The 26,445-nt window shown below is 60.7% G+C and carries 29 protein-coding genes and 1 pseudogene; 22 read left to right on the top strand and 8 right to left on the bottom strand.

All coding sequences use genetic code 11. The annotated features are described in order from the left end of the window. The first annotated feature begins 45 nt into the window (after window positions 1–45). From radC to V6K60_RS08940, 5 genes are all read left to right on the top strand, one after another. Window positions 46–723 (top strand): RadC family protein, encoded by a 678-nt coding sequence (gene radC / locus V6K60_RS08960; protein WP_332450178.1) that lies wholly within the window; start codon window positions 46–48, stop codon window positions 721–723. A gap of 134 nt (window positions 724–857) precedes the next feature. Next, window positions 858–1,514 (top strand): Yip1 family protein, encoded by a 657-nt coding sequence (locus tag V6K60_RS08955; RefSeq protein WP_332450177.1) that lies wholly within the window; start codon window positions 858–860, stop codon window positions 1,512–1,514. 1 nt (window position 1,515) lies between these two features. Further along, complete coding sequence (locus V6K60_RS08950; RefSeq protein ID WP_332450176.1) at window positions 1,516–2,652, top strand: COG1361 S-layer family protein; 1,137 nt, start codon at window positions 1,516–1,518, stop codon at window positions 2,650–2,652. 5 nt (window positions 2,653–2,657) lie between these two features. Next, window positions 2,658–3,338, top strand: coding sequence for an ABC transporter ATP-binding protein (locus V6K60_RS08945; protein ID WP_332450175.1), 681 nt, complete (start codon window positions 2,658–2,660; stop codon window positions 3,336–3,338). Further along, a complete protein-coding gene (locus V6K60_RS08940) occupies window positions 3,325–4,470 on the top strand; it encodes an ABC transporter permease (protein ID WP_332450174.1) in 1,146 nt (381 codons plus the stop codon). Before V6K60_RS08945 ends, V6K60_RS08940 begins: the two co-directional genes overlap by 14 nt. Window positions 4,471–4,475: 5 nt before the next feature. Here the strand turns inward: V6K60_RS08940 and V6K60_RS08935 are convergent, their stop codons facing one another. The 3 genes from V6K60_RS08935 to V6K60_RS08925 are packed head-to-tail and all read right to left on the bottom strand — an operon-like array spanning window position 4,476 to window position 5,892. Continuing rightward, window positions 4,476–4,742 carry a hypothetical protein gene (locus tag V6K60_RS08935; protein ID WP_332450173.1) on the bottom strand — a complete coding sequence of 89 codons (267 nt, stop codon included), beginning with the start codon at window positions 4,740–4,742 and terminating at the stop codon, window positions 4,476–4,478. Beyond that, window positions 4,735–5,412, bottom strand: coding sequence for a DUF2953 domain-containing protein (locus V6K60_RS08930; protein WP_332450172.1), 678 nt, complete (start codon window positions 5,410–5,412; stop codon window positions 4,735–4,737). Before V6K60_RS08930 ends, V6K60_RS08935 begins: the two co-directional genes overlap by 8 nt. A 21-nt stretch (window positions 5,413–5,433) precedes the next feature. Continuing rightward, a complete protein-coding gene (locus tag V6K60_RS08925) occupies window positions 5,434–5,892 on the bottom strand; it encodes a spore germination protein GerW family protein (RefSeq protein WP_332450207.1) in 459 nt (152 codons plus the stop codon). A gap of 126 nt (window positions 5,893–6,018) precedes the next feature. On the opposite strand from V6K60_RS08925, the gene V6K60_RS08920 reads away from it, so the two are divergent. Continuing rightward, window positions 6,019–6,861, top strand: coding sequence for a class I SAM-dependent methyltransferase (locus V6K60_RS08920; RefSeq protein WP_332450171.1), 843 nt, complete (start codon window positions 6,019–6,021; stop codon window positions 6,859–6,861). Between the two features lie 7 nt (window positions 6,862–6,868). Here the strand turns inward: V6K60_RS08920 and V6K60_RS08915 are convergent, their stop codons facing one another. Next, complete coding sequence (locus V6K60_RS08915) at window positions 6,869–7,450, bottom strand: metal-dependent hydrolase (RefSeq protein WP_332450170.1); 582 nt, start codon at window positions 7,448–7,450, stop codon at window positions 6,869–6,871. Window positions 7,451–7,615: 165 nt separating this feature from the next. Between V6K60_RS08915 and V6K60_RS08910 the strand changes: the two genes are divergently transcribed. Together V6K60_RS08910 and V6K60_RS08905 are read left to right on the top strand one after the other, a co-directional pair. Beyond that, the gene (locus V6K60_RS08910; protein ID WP_332450169.1) at window positions 7,616–8,974 is read left to right on the top strand and encodes a TrpB-like pyridoxal phosphate-dependent enzyme; all 1,359 of its coding nucleotides are present in this window, start codon (window positions 7,616–7,618) and stop codon (window positions 8,972–8,974) included. Window positions 8,975–8,984: 10 nt separating this feature from the next. Continuing rightward, window positions 8,985–10,085: an ATP-NAD kinase family protein gene (locus V6K60_RS08905; RefSeq protein WP_332450168.1), complete on the top strand. Its 1,101-nt coding sequence runs from the start codon at window positions 8,985–8,987 to the stop codon at window positions 10,083–10,085. Between the two features lie 723 nt (window positions 10,086–10,808). Here V6K60_RS08905 and V6K60_RS08900 read toward each other — a convergent pair. Beyond that, window positions 10,809–11,699 (bottom strand): annotated as a pseudogene (locus tag V6K60_RS08900) (Na/Pi cotransporter family protein); the annotation flags it as partial. A 155-nt stretch (window positions 11,700–11,854) separates the two neighbouring features. Between V6K60_RS08900 and V6K60_RS08895 the strand changes: the two are divergent. Next, entirely contained in the window at window positions 11,855–12,520 is a 666-nt protein-coding gene (locus V6K60_RS08895) for a cytochrome c biogenesis CcdA family protein (RefSeq protein ID WP_332450167.1), read from the top strand. Window positions 12,521–12,654: 134 nt separating this feature from the next. Here V6K60_RS08895 and V6K60_RS08890 read toward each other — a convergent pair whose 3' ends face one another. Next, entirely contained in the window at window positions 12,655–13,254 is a 600-nt protein-coding gene (locus V6K60_RS08890; protein WP_332450166.1) for a Yip1 family protein, read from the bottom strand. 291 nt (window positions 13,255–13,545) lie between these two features. Here V6K60_RS08890 and V6K60_RS08885 point away from each other — a divergent pair, with 291 nt between their 5' ends. Continuing rightward, entirely contained in the window at window positions 13,546–14,235 is a 690-nt protein-coding gene (locus tag V6K60_RS08885; RefSeq protein ID WP_332450165.1) for a hypothetical protein, read from the top strand. 100 nt (window positions 14,236–14,335) lie between these two features. Here V6K60_RS08885 and V6K60_RS08880 read toward each other — a convergent pair whose 3' ends face one another. Continuing rightward, complete coding sequence (locus V6K60_RS08880; protein WP_332450164.1) at window positions 14,336–15,070, bottom strand: winged helix-turn-helix transcriptional regulator; 735 nt, start codon at window positions 15,068–15,070, stop codon at window positions 14,336–14,338. Window positions 15,071–15,110: 40 nt separating this feature from the next. Further along, window positions 15,111–15,548 carry a hypothetical protein gene (locus tag V6K60_RS08875; RefSeq protein WP_332450163.1) on the bottom strand — a complete coding sequence of 146 codons (438 nt, stop codon included), beginning with the start codon at window positions 15,546–15,548 and terminating at the stop codon, window positions 15,111–15,113. 519 nt (window positions 15,549–16,067) lie between these two features. Between V6K60_RS08875 and V6K60_RS08870 the strand changes: the two genes are divergently transcribed. From V6K60_RS08870 to V6K60_RS08815, 12 genes are all read left to right on the top strand, one after another. Beyond that, window positions 16,068–17,216: a hypothetical protein gene (locus V6K60_RS08870; RefSeq protein ID WP_332450162.1), complete on the top strand. Its 1,149-nt coding sequence runs from the start codon at window positions 16,068–16,070 to the stop codon at window positions 17,214–17,216. Between the two features lie 195 nt (window positions 17,217–17,411). Next, entirely contained in the window at window positions 17,412–18,482 is a 1,071-nt protein-coding gene (locus tag V6K60_RS08865) for a hypothetical protein (protein ID WP_332450161.1), read from the top strand. 857 nt (window positions 18,483–19,339) lie between these two features. Further along, entirely contained in the window at window positions 19,340–20,011 is a 672-nt protein-coding gene (locus V6K60_RS08860) for a hypothetical protein (protein WP_332450160.1), read from the top strand. A 115-nt stretch (window positions 20,012–20,126) separates the two neighbouring features. After that, entirely contained in the window at window positions 20,127–20,858 is a 732-nt protein-coding gene (locus tag V6K60_RS08855) for a hypothetical protein (protein WP_332450159.1), read from the top strand. Between the two features lie 26 nt (window positions 20,859–20,884). Beyond that, window positions 20,885–21,265 carry a hypothetical protein gene (locus tag V6K60_RS08850; protein ID WP_332450158.1) on the top strand — a complete coding sequence of 127 codons (381 nt, stop codon included), beginning with the start codon at window positions 20,885–20,887 and terminating at the stop codon, window positions 21,263–21,265. Window positions 21,266–21,290: 25 nt separating this feature from the next. Continuing rightward, window positions 21,291–21,737: a hypothetical protein gene (locus tag V6K60_RS08845; protein ID WP_332450157.1), complete on the top strand. Its 447-nt coding sequence runs from the start codon at window positions 21,291–21,293 to the stop codon at window positions 21,735–21,737. Between the two features lie 552 nt (window positions 21,738–22,289). Then, window positions 22,290–23,582 carry a hypothetical protein gene (locus tag V6K60_RS08840; RefSeq protein WP_332450156.1) on the top strand — a complete coding sequence of 431 codons (1,293 nt, stop codon included), beginning with the start codon at window positions 22,290–22,292 and terminating at the stop codon, window positions 23,580–23,582. An 83-nt stretch (window positions 23,583–23,665) separates the two neighbouring features. Then, complete coding sequence (locus V6K60_RS08835) at window positions 23,666–24,430, top strand: LolA family protein (protein WP_332450155.1); 765 nt, start codon at window positions 23,666–23,668, stop codon at window positions 24,428–24,430. A 19-nt stretch (window positions 24,431–24,449) separates the two neighbouring features. After that, a complete protein-coding gene (locus tag V6K60_RS08830; RefSeq protein ID WP_332450154.1) occupies window positions 24,450–24,587 on the top strand; it encodes a hypothetical protein in 138 nt (45 codons plus the stop codon). A gap of 132 nt (window positions 24,588–24,719) precedes the next feature. Next, entirely contained in the window at window positions 24,720–24,863 is a 144-nt protein-coding gene (locus V6K60_RS08825; RefSeq protein ID WP_332450153.1) for a hypothetical protein, read from the top strand. Window positions 24,864–24,961: 98 nt separating this feature from the next. Continuing rightward, entirely contained in the window at window positions 24,962–25,741 is a 780-nt protein-coding gene (locus V6K60_RS08820) for an ATP-binding cassette domain-containing protein (RefSeq protein ID WP_332450152.1), read from the top strand. Further along, the gene (locus tag V6K60_RS08815; protein WP_332450151.1) at window positions 25,738–26,445 is read left to right on the top strand and encodes a GTP-binding protein; all 708 of its coding nucleotides are present in this window, start codon (window positions 25,738–25,740) and stop codon (window positions 26,443–26,445) included. Before V6K60_RS08820 ends, V6K60_RS08815 begins: the two co-directional genes overlap by 4 nt.

The following is a 26,445-nucleotide window of genomic DNA, read 5'->3' as shown; positions in this document are numbered from 1 at the left end:
CTGGATCTAAATCGAGGATAGGTACCCCGACCGGGCCGGCTGAGCATGAAGAAGATGCGTGATATCCCGAACCGCGATCGCCCGCGCGAGAAACTGGCGACACGAGGACCGGAGGCGCTCACCGATACCGAACTGATCGCCCTCCTCCTCGGCCGGGGCACGAAAGGGCGGGATGTCTCGCAGGTCGCGGGCGAGGTCAAAGCCTACCTGGATAAGGTTAAGAAGAATAAAGACAGCCCGTCATACGACGCGCTCCTTGAGATCGGTGGAGTCGGTTCGGCAAAAGCCTGCGAGATCATGGCGTGCTTCGAGATCGGGCGACGATATCTCGGGGATAACGACGTCCCGGGATGCCGGATCACCTGTCCGGGGGACGTGCTCCCGCTTGTTGCAGCATGGCGGGATAAGAAGCAGGAGTACTTCTTCTGTATCACCCTCAACGGCGCCGGCGAGGTGATCGAGCGCCGGACTATCACCGTCGGGATCCTGAACCAGAGCCTCGTCCACCCCCGGGAGGTCTTTGCCGAGGCGATCACCGACCGCGCTGCCTCGGTCATCCTGGTCCACAACCACCCCTCGGGCACCCTGGAACCCTCCACTCAGGATATCGGCATCACCCGGCAACTCGTCGAGGCCGGATCGATCCTCGGCATCCGGGTGCTCGATCACATCATCGTCACGAAGAAGGGGTACGTGAGCTTAAAAGAGATCGGGCACCTCTGACCGGAGGTCGGCATCCCCGTTTTCCACCAGTCAATCCAGAGACCTTCGAGTTTTTGAAGATAGCCGAACGCATTCGAGAAGCCTCCCAAAAAAGTTTATCTCTTCTCATACGGCAGAAGTACACGGGTACACACATGAAAACTGGATTTCTCCGGGTGCTGCTCGACCCCGGACGCTTCTTTGAAGCGCGTATGCAGGGCGAGCCGAGCCTGAAGATACCAGCTCTGATCGCGCTCGTCATCGGGCTCATCGGTGCGGTCTCGACCATACCGATGATGGATCTCACCATGGCCATGCTTCCTGCGGAGATGCAGGGCCTCGGGGTGCTCATGATGGCCATATCCGCCGCCGTTGCCTTCGTCGGCGGGTTCCTCGCGTGGATCATCTACGGCTTTGTCTTCTACATCGTCTCGATGATCTTCAAGGGCCAGGGCAGCCTCAAACGGACGCTGGAGTTCACGGGTTACGGGCTCATCCCCCAGGTCTTCGGGGGCATCATCGGGACATACTTCTCCTACCGGCTCCTCTCGGGCCTGCAGGTTCCGCCCATGACCAGCCCCGAGCAGATGGTGGAGTTCTCGGAGAACCTGGTGACCATCCTCACGACCAGTCCCCTCGCCCAGATCGCCGCGATCGTGAGCATCCTCTTCATCGTCTGGAGCGCCAACATATGGATCTTCGGCATGAAACACGCGCGGAACCTCTCTACGCGGGACGCGGTGCTCACCGTCGGGATACCCGTGGGCCTCTATATCCTCTATATGCTCATCACAATCGCGGGATGGCTGTAACATGAGGCCACGTAACCTTGTTATCCTGGCACTCCTCTGCGCTGTTGTAGCGCTCGCCGGCCCGGCCAGCGCCGGTCCCGCGGACGTCACCGTGACCTCGTTCTCGCTCGACCCGCCGGTCCTGATGAAGGGCGACACCGGGACGCTCACGGTCTCGATCGCGAACCACGGCGCCACGCCCGTCGCCGTCAGGAGCGCCCGGCTCTACGGCAGCGGGGTCGTGCCGCTGAGCGAACCCTACCCCTCGGTCGGGGAGATCGGTGCCGGCATCAACCGGACGTTCACCTTCACCGTCCGTGCGGACGGCGGGGAAGGAACCTTCTACCCTACGTTCGTTCTTGACTTCCGCGACGGCGCCGGCAGCCTCCGCTACCCGATCCCCGTCCGGGTCGAGGATACCCCGCTCAGCGCATCGGTGATCGGGAAGCCGGACGCCTTCTCCGAGGGACGGACGGCCGATATCACCGTCCGGGTCGGCAACCCCCGCCCGAACGCCGCCTCCGGCGTCCAGGTGATCCCGCAGGGATCGGGCTTTACCGCGACCCCGACCGGTGCGTTCATCGGTGCTCTCCCGACCGACGGGTCCGGGACCGTCACCTTCAACCTGACCCCCACCGCGGAGACGGACGTCACTTTCCAGGTGGTCTGGCATAACGGCATCAACACCCACACCTCCGACCTCGTTCTCCCGATCACCTTCGGCGAGGACAAACGGCAGGCGGACCCCGTCATCACCAACATCGAGGTCATACCCGAGGCCGGGCGATACCGGATCGTGGGCGACGTCATGAACGTGGGCCTTGAGTCCGCGCGGTCGGTGCTGGTCACCCCCGGTGCACCTGCAACGCCCACCGACCCCTTTCGGGTCTACGTCATCGGAACCCTCGACTCTGACGACGTCTCCTCGTTTGAGGTGACGTTTAAGGCAGATGCCGGCGTGACGGAGGTCCCGGTCGTCATCGAGTATCGTGACGACAACGGTAACCGCTACACGGCGACGAGGATGGTCGAGGTCGGCGGTGCGGCGATGCCCATCGAAGAACAGGACGGCGGCATACCGATCGTCGGCGTGATCGTCGCCGTAGTTCTCGCGCTCGGGATAGCCGGGGCCATCTACTACTCCTGGAGACGGACGTAACGACGATGCCGGTCATCAGTTTCGATGCGGTCACGAAGGTCTACCCCCTTCCCGCAGGCGACGTCGTAGCGCTCGCCGGGGTCGATATCGCCATTGAGCAAGGCGAGTTCGTCCTGGTCATGGGGCCGTCGGGGTCGGGAAAGTCGACGCTCTTGAACATCATGGGCTCACTCGACGTCCCGACCTCAGGAGAGGTCACCATCGCCGGCAAGAAGATCAGCAGGATGGACGACGACGAATTGACCCTCATGCGGCGCGACCACATCGGATTCGTCTTCCAGCAGTTCAATCTCATCCCGCTCCTCTCGATCGTTGAGAACGTCGAGTATCCCCTGATCCTGAAGGGGCGACAGAACGGGTCCCGCAAGCGGGCAGAGGACGTCCTCCGGGCGGTCGGGATCGCCGATACGCACCTCACCCACAAGCCGGGCGAACTCTCCGGCGGGCAGCAGCAGCGCGTGGCGATCGCCCGGGCGCTCGTGAACGACCCCGACTTCCTCCTCTGCGACGAGCCGACCGGGAACCTGGACTCGAAGACCGGGACCGCGATCATGGACCTCCTCGACCGGATGAACCGCGAGGAGGGCAAGACCGTCGTCATGGTCACCCATGACCCCCGGATGACCGACTACGCCGACCGGACGATCCGGCTCGTCGACGGGAGGGTGGTAGATGACATTCTTTGACCTCGCCCGCCGGAACGTCAGCCGCCACTGGCTCCGGTCGTCCCTTGCGGTCATCGGGATCGTCATCGGCGTCATCGCGATCGCGTCCCTGGGTATCATGGGCAACAGCATCAGCCTCATGTTCGGCGACATGGTCACCGATGTCGGTGACACCATCATCGTCTCCCCGGCGACGGGTGTCGGCGGGGGGAAACTCACCGAGCGGCAGGTGAACGATATCACCCGCGCTGTCGGCTCGAACGTGGCGATACCGTTCTCGACCAACGCCGATAAGATATCCGTGGGCGATAAAGAGAGCGGCGCGATGATCTACGCGATCCCGGCAGGGGATATCCCCTCGCTCCTCGAGGTGGAGTCGGGGGCCTACCCGAAGGAGACCGGCACCGGGTGCCTGATCGGGAGCCAGCTTGCCGCGAACAGCAGGGAGAACGGCCTGAAACTCGGCGCCCGGGCCAAGATCGGCGGCGAGACCCTCCGGGTGGTGGGCGTCCTCGAGGAGCGGGGGATGGGGTTCGATATCAATCCCGACTACGCTATCGTCGTCCCCTACTCCTGGTACTCGAGCCACTACGACGAGGACAGGTATGATCAGGTCATCGTGAAGGTCCGGGACGTCAACGACATCGATGCGGTCAAGGAGTCGATCGAGCAGAAGATGAACCGGCGCGAGGATGTCGTCAACGTCATGGACACCCGGGGGATCCTCGAGAGCATCTTTGCGGCCGCCGATTCGATCACGGTCTTCCTCTCCGGCATCGGCGCGATATCGCTCCTCGTCGCCGGAGTCTCGATCCTGAACGTGATGCTGATGTCGGTGACCGAGCGGATCAAGGAGATCGGCGTCCTGCGGTCCATCGGCACCCGCCGGAGCGAGGTGATGCGGATGTTCATCTACGAGGCGCTGATCCTCGGCCTTGCGGGCGCTCTCATCGGCGGGGTGCTCAGTTTCTTTGCCGGGTATGCGGTGACGGCGGTCTTCGTCGGGAACCCGGACTACCTCTTCAACCCGACGAGCCTCCTCTACATCGTCTTCGGGATGGCGTTCGGCGTCCTGACGAGCGTGGCCTCCGGCCTCTACCCGGCCTGGAAGGCGGCGCAGTTAAACCCGATCCAGGCGTTGCGCCACGAGTGACGGCCCTACCCCGTACACTTCTCTTTTTCCCGCTCGATATCCGCCCTGAGTCCCTCGATCTTCTCCCCGGCCTTTGTGGGAGCGCCCGGGAGGAGGGCGAGGTACTCGTTATCTCCTTCCGTGACGAGGAGTGCAACGGGTGTCAGGCTGACCGTGGCGCTCCCCCCGCCGTAGACCACAAGCGCCCTGACGATCGGGATGATGCACCGGTCGTCGATCCTCTGGCCGCCGCCGACGACGAGGCCGGGACCGCCGTTCTCCTCCTCACGCACCCGGAGCACCCCTTCCCGATAACTGCCGGAGCCGCTCCCGGACAGGTTTCTGCCAGAGAGCCCTTGCGACCGCGACCAGGATCAGGAGCGGCCGGCGGATCTGCATCTTGAGTATGAAGGTGCCCGCAAAGACCCTCTCGTTGAAGACCGGGGTCATCACAAAGTCGATCGCCTCCACCGGCCAGAGGGCGTAGCGGACGGCGGTGCAGTAGCCGTAGATGACGCCGGTGTCGGCGGGGCTGTCGAGGCCGAGGGTGACGTTGCCCCGGAGCGTCTCGAGGTAGAGGGACCGGTAGACGGCCTCAAGGACCCGCTTGAGGTGGGGCCAGAGGTCGCCCGCGGCATCGATGTAGTCGCGGGGCGAGAGCGCCGGTCCCCGTTCCTCTGCCTTCTTCTCCTCTTCCGGCGGTTTTGCTGCCGCGAGTTCCTCAAGGTCCCGGGTCACGACCGGCCGGCCGGCGAGGAGGACCTCAAGCACCCCCACGCCGTCTCCGACCCGGACCCTCCCCCCCACGATACCCCAGGCTACGGTTGCCGTCGCCAGGGCGCTCTCCCGCCTGCAGTCGGCTACCGTCGAGACGGTCACCGGGACCAGGTAGAGGGCAAGCAGGAGAGCGAGAATGATGACGGCGACGGCGAGCAGGATCCAGAAAAGAACAGTCGCAGCCATAGGGTTGAGGGTAAGAGAGCCTTACGCCTCTTCTTCACCGCCGACCGGGATCTCCTTTCCTTCCTCTGAGGCCCAGGGCATCTTACCGCCCTTCCTCTGCTGCATCATCTCGGAGCCCTTCTCGAGCACTTTGTCGACATGCGGGCCGACCGTCTCCCCGATCGTCGAGATCACCTCGGCAAGCTGGCTCTTCTTCTTCAGCGAGACCACCTGGATGCCCTCGGGGCCCGGGACACCCCGGGTGATGATGATCAGGGCGACGGCCGATATGCCGCCTCCACCGCCGGTCGCGGCCCCACCGTGCGGGACGTTTTCCATGCGCATTCCCGTACCTTCTCCGCCGCCGAATCCGAACCCGAACTCGGCGACCGGTATGATGGTCCTCTCACCGGCCTCGATCGGGGCACCGAGAACCGCACTCGCGCAGAGTGTTCGTGCAAGCTGATCGACGGTTAGCTGGAGCATCGATTCACCAGTCATACTCTTCACCACAGGTATTCCACTATCAGGCCACGTATATATTTGTTGGGGTTCCGTGCCGGTCGCCGGTCGCTCCCCGGGGACGTATGGGTAGTTACTTACGCCAGGAGGGCGACCGAAAGGCAGATGGAGGATCATCTCGTCCCGGACTGGAACGAGGTCTGGAAGATCCGGCTCGCCCTGAACCGGTCGACCCCGGAGTTCCGGGAGGGGGCCGAGCTCTGGAGCGAACGAGAGCAGGCACGGCGCTACTCTGCCCGGTCGGGCCCCGGCCACGCACGCCGGGTCGCGGAGATCCTCGGTGACCTTGCTATTGCTCCTGGCGACCGGGTGCTGGATATCGGGTCGGGACCCGGGACCCTTGCCCTGCCGCTTGCCCGGGCCGGCGCCATGGTGACGGCGGTCGATCCGGCCGGGGGGATGCTTGCCGAGCTCCGGGCGGCGGCAGAGCAGGAGGGGTTGACCGCCGGTATCACCACTCTCCGGGGCCTCTGGGAAGAGATCGACCCCTCGCGCGACCTCGACCCGCCCTACGACCGGGTGGTCGCCTCGTTTTCCCTGGTCATGCCGGATATCCGGTCGGCCCTTGCCGCGATGGATGCGGCCGCCTCCGGGTCGGTCCACCTCTACTGGTTTGCCGACGAACCACTCTGGGAACGGCTTTATGTCGCGCTCTGGGAAGACCTGCACGGGGCACCGTATCATCCGAGGCCGAAGGCCGACTGCCTCTTCAACGTCCTCTACGGCATGGGCATCTACGCAAACGTCCTGATGCGCCCGATCGAGGACGCGACCTCTTTTTCGAGCATCGAGGATGCAGTCGAGCACTTCGCACCGCGGATGAGCGTAACGACCCCGCGGCAACGGGCGGTCCTCCAGGACTACCTCCGCGAGCATCTCGTCCGAAAGGGTGAGGGGCTTGCCCTCGCCGGATCCTCGACCTACGCTGCTATCCGGTGGCAAAAATAGGATACTATCACTGAAGCAGCCCGACCACGATCAGCACAGTGACGACGGCGAGACCGAGGGCCACGACGAGCATCCTGAGGGTGGAAGGTCTCGTGAGACGGCTCACAACCTCCTCGAGTTCCCGCCGGTAGAGGAAGGCGAACAACCCGGCGATCAGGATGAAGAAGAGCCATTCGCTCGGCTGGGTGAGTTCCCGCAGGATGGCGTCCCAGAGGAAACCTTCTGAGTAGTCGTAGCGCGGGAGCGGCCCGAGGAAGGGCCAGAACCACTCGATGGGGTGGCGCCACATCCCGTCGAGGAACTGGTGGCTCGCCATCCCGGCGGCGAGCGCGAGGAGGCCGATCCGGCGGCGGTAGTGGTAGAGGAGGAGGCCGGCGATGAGGATCAGGAAGAGGATGGTGAGGCCGTGAAAGTAGATCCTGCCGTAGTTGACCGTCCCGGCAAGGATGATGTGCCCGAGAGGCTTGTCGATCAGGTCGGGGAGGACGGCGCCGAGCGCGGCGAGCGCGACAACCCTTCGGTCGCCGGCGATCGCCGCGAGCACTATCCCTATGAGGATGCCGGCCATGGCGTGGGCGAGGAGGTACATCGCTATCAGGTGGCGGGGCGATCATATACCCTTTTTCCCGGGGACATCTACGGGTCCCCTCCCGGTCGGGGAGTGGGCCGGCACTCCGGTCCCTGTACCAACCAGAACTCCGGTGATCACAACCGATGCACAATGTATATATTTGTTCAGATCCTACTCTGGAGTATGCAGACGAAGATCCTCCTTGACGAGGGAGAGATGCCGAAACGGTGGTACAACATCCAGGCGGATCTCCCGAAGCCCATGGATCCCCCCCTCCATCCGGCGACCGGGAAACCGGCGGTCGCGGACGACCTCCGCCATATCTTCCCGATGGAACTGATCCGGCAGGAGATGACGACGGAGCGCTACATCGATATCCCCGACGAGGTCCGCGACATCCTCACCCTCTGGAGACCGAGCCCCCTCTACCGGGCAAGAAGGCTCGAAGCGGCCCTGAAGACCCCGGCAAAGATCTACTACAAGTGGGAGGGCGTGAGCCCGCCGGGCTCCCATAAGCCGAACTCCGCCATCCCCCAGGCCTACTACAACCGCGAGGCGGGGATCGAGCGGCTCGCGACCGAGACCGGGGCGGGGCAGTGGGGGTCGTCGCTTGCGTTTGCAACGAGCCTCTTCGATATGGAGTGCACCGTCTACATGGTTCGGTCCTCCTACGAGCAGAAGCCCTACCGCAAAAGCATGATGCAGGTCTACGGCGCCGAGTGCATCCCGAGCCCGTCGCCAAAAACCCGGGCGGGGCAGGCGGTGCTCGCCCACTCCCCGGATACGCCGGGCTCCCTCGGCATCGCCATATCCGAGGCGGTCGAGGATGCGGCAAGCCACGACAACACCAACTACGCGCTCGGCTCCGTCCTCAACCACGTCTGCCTCCACCAGACGATCATCGGCCAGGAGGCGCGGGAGCAGCTCGCGATGGTGGAAGCCTACCCCGATGTCGTCATCGGCTGTGTCGGCGGCGGCACCAACTTTGCCGGGCTCTCCTTCCCCTTCGCCGGTGATAAGATGACCGGGAAGCACCCCGAGACCGATATTGTCGCGGTGGAGCCGTTCGCCTGCCCGACCCTGACGAAGGGGCTCTACGCCTACGACTTCGGGGACGTCGCGGGGCTGACCCCGATGCTGCGGATGTTCACCCTCGGCCACGACTTCGTCCCGCCAGCGATCCACGCCGGAGGCCTCCGCTATCACGGAATGTCCCCGCTCGTCTCCCGCCTCGCCCACGATGGGGTGGTCCGGCCCGTCGCCTACCACCAGAACGAGGTCTTTGAAGCCGCCGTGACGTTTGCCCGGACGGAGGGGATCATCGTCGCACCCGAGGCAGCCCACGCGGTGAAGGCCGCGATCGACGAGGCCCTCCGGTGCCGCAAGACCGGCGAAGAGAAGGTGATCCTCTTCAACAACTCGGGGCACGGCAACTTCGACTTCTCCTCTTACGAATCCTACTTCGCGGGCTCGCTCGCCGACTACGAGTACCCGGCGGAGCTGATCAAAGAGTCGCTCACCCGGCTGCCGGTGACGGGGTGAGACCGGCGGCGTGACGACTATCGGTCTCCTGGTCAACCCGGTCGCCGGGATGGGCGGCGCCGTGGGGCTTGCGGGGACGGACGGCGAGGTGGAGGAGGCGATCCGCCGGGGCGCGGTCCCGCACGCCCATGACCGGGCAGCCCGGACTCTCTCCCTCCTCCGGGGCGAGGATGTTGTATGGTGTACCTGTGCGGGATCGATGGGCGAGGACGTCCTCGAGCGTGCCGGGATCGACCGGTTCACCGTTCTCTACCGGCCCGGCAGTCCGACCACTGCCGCCGACACAAGGGCCGCGTGCCGGGCGTTCCTCGATGCCAGGGTCGACCTGGTCGTCTTCTGCGGCGGCGACGGAACGGCCCGTGACGTCCTCGATCTCGTCGGCCAGTCGGTCCCCATCCTCGGCATCCCCGCCGGGGTGAAGATGTACTCGGCGGTCTTCGCGGTCAACCCGGCGGCGGCGGCCGACCTCGCCCGGCAGGCCGGGAGGATCCCCTGCCGCGACTCCGAGGTGATGGACGTCGACGAGGAGGCCTACCGCTCGGGCCGGCTTTCCACCCGGCTCTACGGGTATGCCCGCGTTCCTTTCATCCCCGAGCGGACGCAAGGGGGAAAGCAGGTCATCGAGGAGCAGGATGAGGAGCGGGCGAAGGATGATATCGCCGCGTTCATCACCGAGATCATGCTGCCTGAGACCCTCTCTATCATCGGCGCCGGGAGCACGACGGCCCGGATCATGGAGCGGCTCGGTCTTGCCCCGACGCTGCTCGGGGTCGATGCCGTCGTGAACGGGGAGGTCGTCGCCTCGAACGCCGATGAGAAGACGCTGCTCGCGCTTCTTGAAGAACACCCGCGGGCGAAGATTGTCGTGAGCCCCATCGGCGCCCAGGGGTTCGTCCTCGGGCGGGGGAACCAGCAGATCAGCCCGGCCGTCCTCCGGAGAGCGGGGCTATCGAACCTGATCGTGGTCGCCACGCCCGCTAAACTCGCCGGGACGCCCCTCCTGTACGTCGATTCCGGGGACGCGGCGCTCGACCGGGAGGTCGGGGGCTCGATACTGGTTGTCTCCGGCTACCGGACGGCGCAGAGGAAGCGGGTCCTCCACCCGGAGTGAGACCGCCTCAGCTGCCTTCTGTACGGAATACTGCTCGGCGAGCTTCCTGAGGTCCCGCACCTTGGCGTTCGCCGCCTCGATGATGGAGAGGACCTCAAGGTAACGGCTGTCTCCGAGGTTGCCCTCCCTCTTGAGGTTGACGAGCTGCTTGCGGTAGTGCTCGTTGATGGCACGCTGGAGTATGATGTCGCGGGCACGGAGTTCCGCGACGGTCGTCTCCTGGATCTCGGGGAAGAGGAGGCCGAGCCCGACGATGTTATCGTCGAGGATCCGGTAGACGCCCTGTATCTCCTGCGCGAGAACGGCCCGGGTCTCGGCCCCGTCCCGGGCCGTTCTCCGGAAGAAGTTCCCGAGATCTCCCCCGAGATAACCGAGCCGTCCGATCTCGTTCGACATCCTCACCAGGGAGACCACCTCGGTCGCCTCCTGGTCCGAGAGCGACCGTGCCGAGATCGTCCGGAGGGCCTGCTCGATCCTTCGGTCAAGGTGACTGTTCAGGCTCTTGAGCCGCTCGACCATCTGGTAGTCCGCCTCCTTTGCCGTGGCAAGGTAGGTCATTGCCGCCCGGAAGAGGTCGAGCGTGACCTCGTGGGCATGTTTGAGCTCGCTCTTGATCTGTTCGAACCCGAGATACGTCTCCTCGGGGATGCCGTCCTCGAGATGGCGCGTCCGCATCAGGATCTCGGGTTCGTTCCCGGGCACCAGCCGTTCGACGACCTGCCCGAACCGCCCGATGAAGAGGAGGAAGACCGCTGCCGTGATCAGGTTGAAGGCAAGGTGGGCGTTTGCCACCATCTGCGCCTCGGTCCCGCCGATCGAGACCACGAAATCGGTGAACAGGGCGAGGAAGGGGAGGATCAGGAGCACGCCCCCGAGGTTGAAGAGGAAGTGAGCTACCGCCGCCCTCCGGGAGTGGAGGTTCATCCGTGCCGAGGCGATCAGGGTCGTCGTGGTCGAACCGATGTTTGCGCCGAGCAGGAGCGGGATCGCCTGTGGGAGGGTGAGCAGCCCCTGCTGGGCGAGGATGACGGCAAGCCCGGTGGTTACGGCGCTCGACTGCACCGTGGCCGTCACAAGAAACCCGATTAGGATGGCGAGCGGGAGCGCGGAGTACTCCGTGACAAGCCCGATGAGCTCGGGGTCGTTCTGGAACGGTATGAGCGCTGTCGAGATGAGGTTTAAACTGAAGAAGACGAGACCGAAGTAGAAGAGGGGTTTTCCGAGGAACCGGTAGCGCCCGCCGGCAATCCCGATGAGGAACCCGACCGGGATCAGCACCTGCCCGAACGCCGTCATCTTGAAGGCGACGAGCTGGGCGGTGACGGTCGTCCCGACGTTCGAGCCGATGATGATCCCGAGGCTCTGGATGAACGAGAGCGTCCCGGTGTTGACGAGGTTGACGGTGATGATCGTTGTCGCCGCGCTCGACTGGACGAGGGCGGTGACGACGGCGCCGAGGAGTGCGGCGAGGATCGGCCGCTCCGTCACCCTGCCGAGGATCGAGGCGAAGCTGCCCTTTGCGACCGCGAGGATCTCGCGGGAGAAGTTCTCGATGCCGTAGAAGAAGAGGATCAGGCCAGGAATGATGGCGAATACGAGCTCCCACGGGACCATTGCAGTTCAGTGATTATGGGGCCTTCGCTCTGAAATACCTCTCTAAATGTATCTTCGTAGATTCTCCCGGATCTATGGCGCGTTCCTCCCCAAACCGTCTCGGCAGGGGTTCCGAAACCACAAGTATATTCCTGTTGCAGCCCCACCTTCTCTCGATGGCAGCCTTCGACCCCTCGGTCCTCGGCATCTTCGTCTTCGGCCTCATCGCCGGGATCTGCCCCTGCAACAGCGTCCTGTGCCTGGGCCTGATCGGCTACCTGACGAGCGGGAAGACGGATCTCTCGCTCGCCGGCATCCTCAAACTGACCATGGCGTTCTCGCTCGGGACCATCCTCGTCCTCCTGCCGCTCGGGGCGGTCGCGGGGTACATTGGGGAGTACCTCCTCTTCCTCGACGAGACGATCGCGTGGGGGATCGGCGGGGTGCTGATGATCCTGATGGGGCTGCAGCTCCTCCATGTCTACAAGCCGCCGATACGGAGCATCTTCAACCGCTTCCGGGCCCCCATCTCCTACTCGGTCTCGGGGGCGTTCCTCCTCGGCCTCTCGTTCGGGGCGATCACCGTGGGGCGCGGGGCACCGATGCTCCTCGTCGTCCTGACCTACATCGCGCTCTACCAGACGGCCCTCGAGGGCCTCTTCACGATCTTCGTGTATGCCGTTGGGCTCGCGATCCCCCTCATCGTGATCAGTTCGGTCGGGGGTGCGGTCGGCAAGAAGGTCAAGGAGAAGGCGAGGGTGAGCGGTGAGGTCTTCGACCGGATCGTGGGCGTCGCGATCGTCCTGATCGGGGTTTACTTCCTCTACCTGGCGTTCTTCTAATTCAGTTCATCGGGCCTGTCGGCTGCACTGACAGGCGAGTATGAGGAGCAGGATGCCGGGGCGAGGAGCACGGTCGCGAACAGGCCGACCCCGGAGGACTGCGGCACCGGCACGTGCGATGCAGCCGGCTGGAGTCAGGCGGAGAGCAGGACCAGCACGGGATCGAGGAGCCAGCGGTGGAGATAGTACGCGAGGACCGCACCCGTCGCCAGAGCGACGAAGACGGCGCGGTCCTTCGACTTCTCGTGAAACATCACTACGCCGAAGTAGGTCGAGAGGCAGAACCAGGCGAGGAGGATCAGGCCGGCAAACGGGACCTCCAGGAGGACCGCCCAGGAGAAGAGGATGAGCGGCGAGAGGGCATAGACCACCGATTTCATCGTCTGCTCAAACTCCCGGTGGACGTCGACGAAGAGCAGGAAGAAGTGCTCGACGAGGCTGACGGCGAGGAGGGCGACGGCCCCGGTTATCAGGCCCTGGACGAGGGTGACAAGGGTGCCTGCTGCGACAAGCCCGATCCGGTGCATTCCGCCGTTCTCCACCCCCTCTCCCGTAAGGAGGGATAGTGCCATGAACAGGACCGATGCGACTGCGACGATCACGAAGTAGAGCACGAGATCATCGCGCAGCGGTCTTTCGTTGAGTTGCTTGAAGACCCGTCGAGGGCCGGGGAAGGCGGTCTTCGATGATATTTCTGTTGACATGTTCTCCTCTCCCAGGATGACAGCGCTCATCTGTCCGGTTCCAGTGTCGCTGAAGAAGAAATCGACCACCTCCTATTAATGTTCTCTGTCTAAATCGTCTACACGTTGGGGTTTCGATCTTTTTCTCCTCGATGTTACGAGGCGAACGGGATGCACGCCCGCTTCCTCGACGCGGAGGTCACCGGACGTCCATCCGCATGAACCTCGTGTACGCGACGGCGAAGGAAATTCAGGAACACAGCGCAATTTCAAAAATTTCAAGGGTAGGCAACTCCATTACTGGTTCAGGCCGTGCATCTCACCCGGCCGGGAACTTCGATTATGAAACCGATCCTCGCCGTTATCGTGGGAATAACGCTCATCTATGCCTGCATGCACTTCTTCGTCCTGCCGGAGAACCCGGACGTTACCCGCATCGAGAACATCACCCATATCGAGTCCCCGGCGTACGACCCGGCTGCTCTAGACCTCTGGGAGATCACTGTTAGGGAGACCGGTGTCGAGAACGAGTCGGCGGTACTGCGGCAGCTGGAGGTCGATCTCGCCGGAGACGGTGTGGTCCGGATGATGTGGCTCATCTTCTACGGGGTGGGGGATGGCGAGCAGCACGCGTACGAGGCGTACGTGGGACCTGGCGGAACCGTATCCGCCAAATCGCAGGAGTTCAATCATACTGTGCAGGGGGTCCACCCTCTCGCCCTCCTCGAAGAGGTCGACGCTATCGCTCTTGAGAACATCCCCTTCCGGGAGCAGGGTATGACGCTTCTTGTGAGCCCGAACGCCTACGGGGACCAATACGACGAGACCCGGGGGAGGCTCTATGAGGTCTCGGGCGGGGTGTTTCGGCCGGTCAAAAAGGTGACGTTCGGCCCGGATGCATCCTGGTACACCATCACGCTCACCCCACACCGGGACACGGAGCCTCCGGCGTCCGGGGCAGAACTCCCTGACTGCATGATTATATTCACGCGGCAGGATATCGCGGCGGCCGAGTCTGTGGTCTATAGGTAGTTCAGGTCAGTCAGCGTCCAGAGTCGGCAAAGCCGGGACTCATTCACCATCTCCGGTAAAACGTCTCCGGATCATTCACCCCGCCCGGGGTAATGAAGACCTAGCCGGTTGCGTCAACGCCTCTATCTATTGGATATCGGAGAGCATCTTGCCTGGGAAAATAGCGTACTCTCCTCCCGTCCTTCTCGCTCCGTACGGCCTCTTCTCGGATGAGCAGCGCAATATGCCAGGTCACCGATGAACCGGCGATACCGAGCGCGGATGCGAGTTCTGTTCGGGTCATACCCGGGTCCTGTGCGAGGGTATCGAGAATCTGCTTCCGTGCCCCACTGATGAGGTAGTCCTCTTCCTCACCGGCCGCTCTGCCATTCGTATAATATCGTAGAAGTCCGTGAGCGTGTTCTGATCGTATCTTCCTCGTCTCACAAAGGGTTGCAAGGTGGTATCGGAGCGTTCCAACGTTAACCCCCAGCCTGCGGGAGAGGGAAGCACGGTTGATCCCGGGGTTCTCCCGGATGCAGAGGTACGTTGCACGGCGGGTATCGTGTTCGAGGACATTCTTTCGGGAGATCCTTCTGTGCCCGAGCCAGGACCATGCCCCTGCCGCTATAAGGATCTGCACCGAGAGGAGGAGTGCGGGAGCGGTCATGAAGACGAAGTCAAGCAGAACCAGTTTCAGTGGTATGTTCCAGATGTATTCCGGGGCCGGATCGTCGGGTGCCAGTTCGGGAAACTCTCCCCCGCCGAGACCGGCGCCGGAGGCGCTCCCCGGGATGATTGCGAACAGGAGGGCTAAGAGCAGCGCGGCCCTTGCGAGAGAGAGTTTGTTTGACATTAAGAGATTCAGGCACCCGGTGATATAAAAATGATGTGATTCATCCTGCCGTGCCCTCGAATGTATAATCCTGTGTGCCTCGTACTGTTTCTCCATAGACCTGGAACCGCCACGTCCCGGCCTCCGGCGAAGGGATCCATGTGCGGATTTTTGCGTCTTTATTACCATCCAGATCGGTGTCGTGGTAGTAGGCGTAGGTGCTCCCGCTTGGCGAGACGATCTTCAGCGTCAACGACTGCTGGGGGACAAACCAATTCAGGTTCACAAACAACGTTGAGCTCCCGGGAGGTACGTATGCGCTGTGATAGTGTGTCTCTCCCTGCTGTATGGAGTAAAAGGCACATATCCCAGTGTCGCTTAGGGGTGTATCCTCTTCTAGAGTGGTGTTCACAGTACATTCGTTGCCGCCGGCAAAAGCCGGCGGCACAATCAGGACCAGTGCAAGCATCAGTGCAAAGATGCGGTTGTATGTCATCATACCACGGGAAAACTTCTATAACGACCTCTCTTAAGTTTTCTGTCGATCCTCTCTACACGTTCTCCGGTGGGAGGCAGACGGCCGCCCGGGAGTCGGTGTCGAGCAATAGCGAAGAGAGCCTGTCGTGCAGGGTGAGCATTAGTGCCGGCCCCTCCCGTAAAATGGGCATCTGTGATGGAGATACGATATCCGATATCGATTTTTTTCATTGCCGCGGGAGTTTATTATCGGTCGGCGCAGTGTGAGTCCCCGGTCGTTGTGGGATATTTTCAGGAGCAAAATAGATCGAACAGCCTCAACGTGTAGAGAGGTTCGACAGAAATCGTTTATAGAGGAACGTTGAGTTCTCAACTGTAGGTGCCGCAGGCGGCGCCTGCACCAGTGCGGAGGTTCACCCAGCCAGTTTGCCAAACGTCCGGGTGAATGTCCCGCGCGCCCGGAGGCAAAGAGAGTGTAAGTGCCTTGTTGTACTTGAAAGTATGCCTCACTTGCCTCCGGGACACTATCGGAGGAAAGCAAATGAATGGAAAAGCCGGAATACGAGCACTTCCTGTGCTTCTAACATTGCTACTGGTTTGTACGGCAATTACCCCTGTGGTTGCTGAAGATGTGCCAGTTCTCCGACCACAATCCGTGGAGAGACTGGAGAAAGAAGTACCGTCCAACATCGAACTTATGCAGGTTGATGATGAAATTAAGAACTCAACACCGTACTGGATCCTGCTGGCAGCCGGTGAGCTCGAACAGCAAATCATCCTGGAATGGGTAAGTAAACTCAATGTTCCTGAGGACGAAAAAGACCGAATGATTACGTTTCTTCAAGAGGTCTGGAACAAATATCCAGTAATGCTTGAAAAAGGGGGTAATACTATTCATATGTCCTTTACCCCAGGGACACGGTACACCAAATTAACAGAAAATGAAAACCTAACGCTCGAAAAGGTCTCGACAGCGATTACCGAGGTCCAGCTTGATCTATATAACAAGGAGATTTCTCCGCAATGGCATGGAGGTCAACACTCAGATATAATCTATCTATCTGTTAAAAAATGGGGATATTCTGATGCTTTAGCGAATGAAGCAAGTGTTGCTGCAGACGATCCCGATACTTGGCCATCGATAGTCCCACCATCTGGATATGAAGAATTTGATGATTTTATCAACACTGTTTGTCACTCTTGGGATCACTACTTTAATCCCACCTTGGGAACTGGTTGGGCACCCCTCAGATGTGGAGAGTTCTCTGGGAGTGCAAAGGATAAAATCGATCAATACGACTGGGAAGGTGGAATGCGTGACCTCGGTTGGTCAAGTCACTTCATGACCGATGTTGGCAATCCCCTGCACACTGGTAATGAGGTCGAGCAGGCAGCTTTCCCGTGGGTCCACTTTGCATATGAGGACTATGTAGGGAACAATTGGATGGCTGGATATCAGTTCAAAAATGTCGTCGCGAACAATTGGGAGTACCATGCTGTCTACTCACCCGATCTGACGACCCGGTTACTAGCAGGATTCTCAAAGAACTACGAAGACACTGTTTACTGGACGATCTTCTATTCTCCCGATAACTTTGATTCTAACCAGAATCTAAGATCGGCTACAGAAGCGTGTCTGCTCTCAACAGCGAAGGACACTCTGGGGTTGGTAAAATACGTGACCGATTGATCGGGTTAGATGTCTCTTGTTCCCCCTATCCTTTTTTACAGGCCATGGGGCCATACTGGAGGACAAAAAGAATTTCAGCGTTCTGCCTTCGAACACGGAGGGTAAAATGTGAGGTACACTAAAAACAGTCAAGAGATGAATATGACACCGACTGTACATCAAGGACTTGGCGTCCTGGTGGGGATCTTTCTTCTGATGTCAGTATTCGCAGCGGGATGCCTTGTGCCGGAGTATGGGGTAGGCCGCGACATCATGGTCTTCAAGGTCGATGCCGGAGGGACGGAGCAGTGGCAGACGGTCATCGATACCGGAGGCGACGATAGCGCATCGAGCATCATCCAGACCGCCGACGGCGGGTATATCGTCGGCGGAGAGGTCCTGCCCTGGCGCGGGGACCAGTCCTATGGGGTCTTCAAACTCGATGGCAACGGCCCCATCGTCTGGAACGTCACCGGCAGGGGAGCCCCGATCTCTTCCGTTTCCGAGGCGACCGGGGGCACCATCGTCGCAGTGGGTGAGTCCGGGGTCCTGCTCCTCGATCCGGCGGGGAAGATCCTGGAGAACGACGCCGAGACCGATAGCACCCTGCGGTCAGTCGTCGGGACCGCCGACGGTGGATTTGTCGCTGCCGGGACCGACGGCGAAGATCTCCTTGTGCTTAAATGGGATCGAAACCTGACGGAGGAGTGGCGCAAGACCTACGGAACCGACGACCAGGACGGCGCAAAGACCATCATCCAGACATCTGATGGCGAGTATCTGGTGGGCGGCACGACCTATCTCCCGGATCGGGACGGCTCCGATGTGTGGCTGCTCAGGCTGGACTCCTCGGGTGATCTGATCCGGGATGCGACGCTCGGTAGCCCGTCGCAGTACAACACCGTCGCCTTCATGAGCGAGGCGCCGGCAGGCGGGTGCGCCGTCATCTACAACAACGTGGCGCTGGAGGAGGTTGTGTTCGATCGGGCCGGGAGTATGATCGAGGAAAGAACGCTCAATGCGTCGACACCGATCATCAAAACGGCTGACGGAGAATATGTATACGGCGCTATAACATACCATTCCGCACCCCGGTTCCTGATCCTCCCCGGCCAGGCAGGCATCCCTTACCTCACCAAACTCAACGCTGATGGGATACAGGAGTGGAATACGGAACTGAATGCCACATTCGAACTGATCGGCAATGCCGTCTCGATCATTCAGACTGAAGATGGCGGGTATGCCCTCCTGGTGAACCGGCATAACTACCCGGAGGAGCCCCGGTGACCCTCCATATGAAACCTCCCTCCTGGTGGTGAATACAGGTGCCGGCGATCATTCTCGGGCGATCATTCCCGGAACGGGCGGAAGGGGCTTGATCCTCTCCTCTTTGAGCGAATCGCATGTGGTGTGCTGAAATGAGCAACAACCCCCTGTTCCCGGCCCTGCTCCTGGTGGCCGCGGCTACGGTTCTGGTGGCGGGCTTCGTGACCTTCGGGCCGGCACGGAGACCACCGGTGCCGGGATCGTGCAGGAGAGAGCCTTGGTCCACATCGACCCTTTTCACAGACAGAGAAGAGGGACACCCAGGCAGGGATCACAGACTACCCCCGGGATCCCGCCGTCGATCCGGCGCCACGATCTCGTGGTCTACGATACACTGACTATCCGGGACTACCTGCTTTGCGGGGAGCCACTGACTGTGCATCTCGCAGGATAATCTTAAACGGCAAACCTGCAGGAGCCGCACCTCGATCCCAAGGTCCGGAGTACGGACATTCGTTCCTTCATCGGATCCATTGCCGAAGGCGGCGAGGTGGTCCTGACCATCAGCGACGACACCCTGACGGTCCGGTTCAGCACATCTCCAGACTCATCATGTGCTACGTCAAGAGGACGTCGCCTGGAAAGGATTTCCTATCATTAGGAGTGACACCCGGCATCGGATCCTTCTCTGTCGCATGGGCTCTCTATCTACCCACGCAGCATGAATTTCCGGTCGGTTTCGACATGGTTCCGGGAGCAAAATGGATCAGAGCGTCTCGACGTGTAGACGATCGTGACAGAAATCGTTTATAGGGGAACGTTGAGTTCTCATATATCCCGGAAGACGGGGCCCACCCCGGGCCGGGTGCGGTGAGAAGATGGACGAACGACGCACCAATACCCGGAAAACCCTGCTGAACCTGCTCATAGCGGTTACCATCCTCGCCGTGGTGGTCCTCCTGCTCTTCCTTGCAGTCGGGTTCGTCGAGACGACCATGCCGAACGACTCCTACATGATCGAGATCACCGGTCTCTCCGGTCTTGCCGTGAACGGCACCGCCACGGTCATGATCCCGGTTCCGGCGAACGCGGAGGGTGAGCTGGTGATCTTCGAGACGTTCGTTCGCCAGCCCGCCGGGTGGCGGGCGGGGATCCGGGAGACGCAGTACGGGAAGATGCTCGCGTTCACGACGACGGAAGGCTACGCGCAGGATATTTCCATACCGTCCGGCGAGTTCGAGACAAAGGAAGAACCCCGGCTGCTCGTCCCTGTGCTTGCGACGCCCGAGAACGTGAGCGTCGACGAGTTCAGCCGAAGATCGGGCGGGACCTACACCACGGCCGTCTTCCTCGACGGTTTTGTTCCACCAGAGAACGCCGGATCGATCTCGTTCGATCTCAGGTACCAGGGAGGCGGGGGCATGAAATACCTGATAAAAGAGAATATCTGGACGGCGACGGTGGATACGGCCGCCCCGAGCACAGCATCGGGATTCGTTCCGGTGCCGGCCGACTACTACGTCATTCCCGGGGGTCTCATGCCATTATGATGGATGATCTCATGCGGAGAGCCTTCCGGCGGCCCGCGAAGATCCCCTTCCCGGACCTGTGCACTCTTCAGGTATCGATTATGTTACGAGACGAATTTCTGGAAGTAGATGGAAGATGGTCCCCTCGATAATCTCTTTTTCAGGAAAAGTCATAGGCATCTCACTTCTCGCGATTGCAATTGTTGCTATCGGCGGGAATGTTCTCGTTCACTATCATCAGGCTCAGATGGTATCGGGGCATTACCCGGGACATTGCTCATACGCCGTTTCCATTACCGGACTCTCCGACTACCAGGGGGACCCGGTGACCGAGATCGCTGTTCCTATCCCTGTAATCGGCGGGTCGCCGGTCTTCTCCGATGAGGACCTCCAGCGGATGGTCTCTGAGAACTGCACTCCCTTGCCCGTTATGACAAAGGATGGAGAAATGCTTGCACTGTGGTTGTCCGGTACAGGTTTCACAGACATCTCTGCCGCTATCTCACAGGACTTCTCAAAATCTCCCTCGCTTGAGGAGATGCAGGAGGGCGTGTTTGTACCGACATCCTCACGACTCTTTGAGGCGGGGAATACCTCGGATATTTTTCCATACATTATCATTCCTGATTCGCTTCGCCACGTATCGAGCGATCCGGGTCCCATCTTGATAAGTGTCAACTTTACCGTATTCGGCAGTACAACCTTCGGTGAGCGCAGCCCCGACTACCATGTCTCGATAGTGGAGCAGATCCCGCCGGGGAAAACCGGCATTGTCCCCGTGGAGCCGCGGGTCTATTATCGCGACAGTTTGAGCGAGGCCTTCCGCCCTCTGGAGGAGAACATCTCGACAAATTACGACGGACGATAGGCATGAAACTGAAATCCAGCGGAGGTTTGATCGTTATAGGGCTTCTTGCATTCGTCGGCGTCATCATCCTCGTCACGGCGGTCGTGCTCACATATACCACCCTCGTCGCCCTGATCACGGGAATCGACGGTCCTCCAAAGGCGTTGACTGTGGAGGTGGTCGGGGAAGAAGAGCTGCAGAACGCATCCGTCGTCCACCTGACCGGCCGGGACCTGCAGCAGCACCCGGTGCTTGCCTCCGCGATCCGGGAAGCCGGCAGCGACCCGGGCGTGCTGAAATCTGTGCTGGTCCCGATGACGGGGGTCGAGTGCCTCGCACTCACCGAGTCCTTCGGTGTGTATACAGTGAATGCGCCGTACCTCGAATACGACGGAGTATACTACTCCACCCGCGTTCTGCTCCATTAGGGCCGGAGGCTTGAAGAGGTGCAGAATGGAAGAAGATAAGAAACCGGGATCCAGGAACCGGCTCAGAACGGTGAGTCTCGTCGTCGCCTGCGGTCTTGCCGGCATCGTCGCGGTCGCGCTCGGCCTCATGCTCGCCGACGCCCTCACCCTCTACGCTCACGAGAGTTCCGGCGGGCAGCCAATGCTCTACGTCATGGAGCAGGCGGAGCCGGGAGAGAACAGGATCGTCCCCCTGACCGAGCAGGATTTTGCCGACCACCCGGCGCTCGACGCGGTCATCCGTGGCGAGGAGCGCAACCCTTCGGCGTGGGAGTGGGGTATGAGCGACCGGCGTTTCATCGGTGGAGCTAATGTCTCCTACGCGGAGAGCCGGGCGCTCCAGGATGCCTACGGCCCCGACCGGGAGACGTGGGTCTATCCGCACCTGGAGTATGAAGGGGCATACTACCTGGTGGTGACGACGTGGCCGTGAACGGGGCACGCCGTGCAGCGGTACTACAGCCCGAATGTGGGATTTGGGTGTGGAGTCAATCTCGCGGGCCCGGCGCAGAGGTGCGCGTCGTCGGGAGTGGGTACATCTGAAACCCGGGTTTTGATCCGGGGTCCGGGCGTTCAGCGCGACTTCCTTGAGATCATGTGTTTACGGCCAAGAAAATGTCGTCCAGAAGAATTCCCTATCAGTAGGAGTGCCACCCGGAATCGCACCCCTCTCTGTCGCGCGGGTTTCCCTACCAACGGCGTAGCATGAATCTTCGGTCGACTGCGGTATGTTTCCGGGAGCAAAATAGATCAGAGCATCTCGATGTGCAGGGAAGATCGACAGAGATCATTTATAGAGGTACGTTGAGCTCTCAATCGTGGATGCCGAAAATGGTATCCCGAAGCGCGGAGGTCCACCCGGCCAAGAGCGAATCGGATGGGTGAACGTCCCGCATGCCCGGAGGCAAAAGAAACGTGTACTCTTCCTCTACTTGAAGGTATGTCTCTTCCGCCACCGGGGAACAAAAACGGAGGTAGAGCACATATGAAAAGAGAAATCAGAATGTGGGCACATCCCCTGCTCCTCGTGGTGCTTCTTGGGAGTGTGATGGTAATATCGATTGCAAGTGCGCAAGCAAGTGCCGTAGGGATGGAAAAGGTGAGTATAGGCGTTACAGGCTCTGATGCGTTCAATCCCGAAACGAGATCCGGTGGGAACTCCCCCGTGGACGGAGAACTCACTGACAGTGTGATCATCACTCCGGACTTCAGTTCTCAAGACATTGTCGTTTCTCCATCGTTAGGGGAAGAAGACCTGATAACACTGGTGTTTCCCGACTCCTGGATCAGGGACAGAAACTCGACAGATTATGCCGATCGGGTTGAAGTTACCGACGCGAAGATGATACTGGAAAATGAGTACTTCGATGAAAAGGTCGGGTTGAGGTACTTTTCTCCGATCCCAATAACCGAAACCCAAAGCCTGACGGTATTGAGGATTCCGAAAAAGATGTTTGAGCTTTCGCTTGCCATGAATGACGGGAGTATCTCGTTTCCTATGAAGTATTTTACCACGTATCCGGACTTGTACACGATGCTGGGTGAAGTGCGCGTAGCCCCTCCCTCTGAGCCGAAAGTCTACTCCCCTGCAAACGCACGATCCACGTCATATGTATCTCCACCCTTGCATGGCGAATGGGCCCAGTATTATGTGAACCCGCAATATGCCGGCAAGCCTGTTCACCTTGAGGGATTGATCAAGCCGGGTTCGTTTACAAACAACGGCCATGAAGGTGCAATCTACCATGAGCGTGAGATCTATCTGGATGGCGGAGACGCAATTGAGTACATATTCTTTTACGACGAGGACTACTACGGTGACAAAGTATGGCTGGGCGCAGCGATTTACGATAACAGTGATACATTTCAAGGATGTCCGACAGTTAAGTGGTTCGATGCTACCTCAAGACATTGGTACGATTACGACTTCACGATAAGCAGCTCCGGAACCTACTATATCTGGTTCAGGGATTGCACGACAGGTAACTGGAAGGAGCATATTTACTACGACAACGATGACCCCTCCACTTCAATCAACCGGATCTGTGGTTCTGCAGAGATTTATGCCGATGTGCCTGTCCAGTATTCATTCGAGGCGATAACGGATCGCATGTATGATGAATACGTGAAAACGAACGATGGGCTGACAAAGTCTCCTGGGGAAGTTTTCTATTGGGTCGATTACACTGGTGAAGACAGGACATACTGTAATATGAATGCGTGGATCACCACTTCGGGTTGGATCGCCACATATCACGAGTGCGACAGCACTCTATAATCTCTTTTTGGACTAAAATCACATTGAGGTGCGAGATGCAATCACGACGATGGATCCCCTGGCTGCTGGTGGTTGCCGTTTGTGTGACCGCGGGCTGCAGCGTAAGTCCGGTTACTCCGGAACCCCTGCCGCCGGACGAAAGTTTGACGCCTGACGAAGTTCCTCCTCCCGGGCCGGAGGTTGCGGCGAAGTTCATTGAGACGTACGACTCCCTGCAGGACTTCTCCGCGACGGTAACAACCGTATCGGAGCGCGGCATATTCCGTGAAGAGGTCTGGTTTAAGGAGCCGGATCGATTCCGGGTCAATTACCTTGAGCATCCCGGTTCTGTTGAAGGACTTCCTCCAAAGACAGGAGATCTCGTTGTTTTCGACGGCGAGACCCAGTGGCACCATGCCAATGCCACCGGGAACGTCCTCTATGTCTCCGCCCGGGCCCGCAACTACACCTTCAGTGAGGAGTACGCGACGGGGGCGTTGGATGTTCTCGGCCTGGTCAGGAACTTGCTCGCCGGGTATGAGTGCTCATTATCCGGAGTGCAAACTGAGGATGGAAAGACAATCTATACTCTTGAGATCGTGAACCTCACCCGGATAACGGACACCCCGGGTCTCTGGCGGTACCCGATCTATGCCGTGCACGCCGGGATTGAGGAGGAGTCCTGGACTCTCAGGAGAGCCGAATTCTTCAATGCCAGCGGCGGGAAGGTCCTGACGGTAGAGTATCGCAACGTCACTCGAAACATCGGGGTCCCGGACAGCATGTTCCAGTACAGCCCGCCTGAAGGGGCGATTGTCGAGCCTATGAGAACCCTGGCGATAACTCCTCCCTACATCGGCGACGTATAGGAGAACGAGAGGAAACAACATGAAACAAACCTATGCAGGGGGTGTCGCCCTCCTGGCATGTCTGGTCGTCGTAGCAGTGATCGTGCTGGGCGCAAACACCCCGAGGTCGGCAGACCCTTCTCCCGAAGATGACAGCGGACCCGCCCTGGTGGACTAAGGGCCGGTGACGCCGCCCGGGCACTCCTCCACCGCAGGACCTGAGCTATGAAGACGAGCCGGACGGTTCCGCGATCGCGGTTCTCTCGTTCACCGGGGCGCTCCTCCTCATCGGCTGGAAGAGGGGGGTGAGGTGCCGCAGAGTGGCTCCGGGCAGCCGACGATCTTCTCCACGATCGGGACGCCGACGATCCGGGGCACTCCTATCCCGCCGGGCGAGTTCCTTCTGGAGTGCCCCGGCAAGACCGGTTTGAAGATCCTCCTTGAGGGTATTTGATCTACTTTAGTATAGATCTTATGCATGTTTTACCTATTTTAGCCAATTTTTCCACTTGAAATGACAACTCTTATCCTCTCACCCGGCAACTCTCCCTCATGGACCCCATACCCATCCGGGAGATCACGATCCTCCCCGGCCGGAGCCGGAGCGGCGAGCCGGAACGGTTCACGTCGATCACCATCCGCCCGGGCGACACGATATCCATCGTCGGCCCCACCGGTTCCGGGAAGAGCGCCTTCATCAACGATATCGAGGTCTTCGCCCGGAACGACACCGCGACGGGACGGACGGTCCTCGTCAACGGCACCTACCCCTCAGAAGAGTTCGTCCGCGACCCGGCGTACAAACCCGTCGCCCTGATCACCCAGAATACCCGGTGCCTCGCGGACCTTACGGTCACGGAGTTCCTCGCGATGCACGTCCGGTCCCGGAAGATCGGGGACGACGATATCGCCCTCCGGACGATCGACCTCGCCAACGAGTTCACGGGCGAGAAGATCCTGCCCGGTGCCCGGATGACCGCACTCTCCGGCGGACAGACCCGGTCGCTCCTGGTGGCGGACGCGATCCTCGTCGCAGCAGCACCGGTCCTCCTCCTCGACGAGGTGGAGAACGCTGGTATCTTCAAAGAGCGGGTGATTGAGATTCTCCAGACCGGGGGGAAGGCAGTCATCTTCGTCACGCACGATCCCCTGATCTCCCTCCTCTCCGCCCGGCGGATCGTCATGAGGGACGGAGCGGTCGACCGGGTCATCGAACCCGATGGTCGAGAGAACGATGCCCTCCGGGAGGCCCGCCGCCTTGACGGTATTCTCCGCAGGATGCGGGAGCACATCCGGGCGGGCGACCTGATCACGGAACCGGTCGGGGCATGAGACTCGCGGTCGTCGCCGGGCCGCCTTCCGCCGGAAAGACCGCCGTCATCCGGCAGATCATTCGCTCTCTAACGGATCGGTACCGGATCGCCTATCTCAAGATCGACGTCGTCCGGGCGTTCGAGGACGAAGAACTTGCAGCCGAGTTCGGGATCCCGACGCGAAAGGTCTGCTCCGGCGACCTCTGCCCGGACCACGCCGGGGTGATGGTGATGCGGGACGCCATCGCCTGGGCCGAGGGGGAGGGCGCCGATCTCCTCCTGGTCGAGAGCGCCGGGCTCTGCCTCCGCTGCTCTCCCTACACGACGCAGGGGCTCGGGGTCGCCGTCCTCTCTGCGGTCTCGGGCACGAACACCCCCCTGAAGATGGCCGCGATGCTTGCGCTCGCCGACATCGCGGTCGTGACCCGGATCGACCTCGTCTCCCAGGCCGAGAAGGAGGTCTTCCGGGAGCAGATCCGGGAGGTGAACCCGGCCCTCGATGTCGTGGAGACGAACGCCGTTCAGGGGACCGGGGTGCGCTACCTCCTCCGGGCGATCGAGGACTACCCGGAGATAACCGACCCGGACGCCATCGTCCTCCGGGGTGCGCCGCCGCTCGGGGTCTGCACGATCTGTGTCGGGAAGACGGAGATCGGGTGGCAGCACCACTTCGGCGTCGTCCGGAGACTCGAGGGTGCCGACTACCTCTTCCGGGGGGACTAG

The organism is Methanoculleus sp., assembly GCF_036677455.1.
GTDB lineage: Archaea > Halobacteriota > Methanomicrobia > Methanomicrobiales > Methanoculleaceae > Methanoculleus.
The sequence above is the reverse complement of the archived record's forward strand: the minus strand, read 5'-3'. Positions and strand labels throughout refer to the sequence as shown.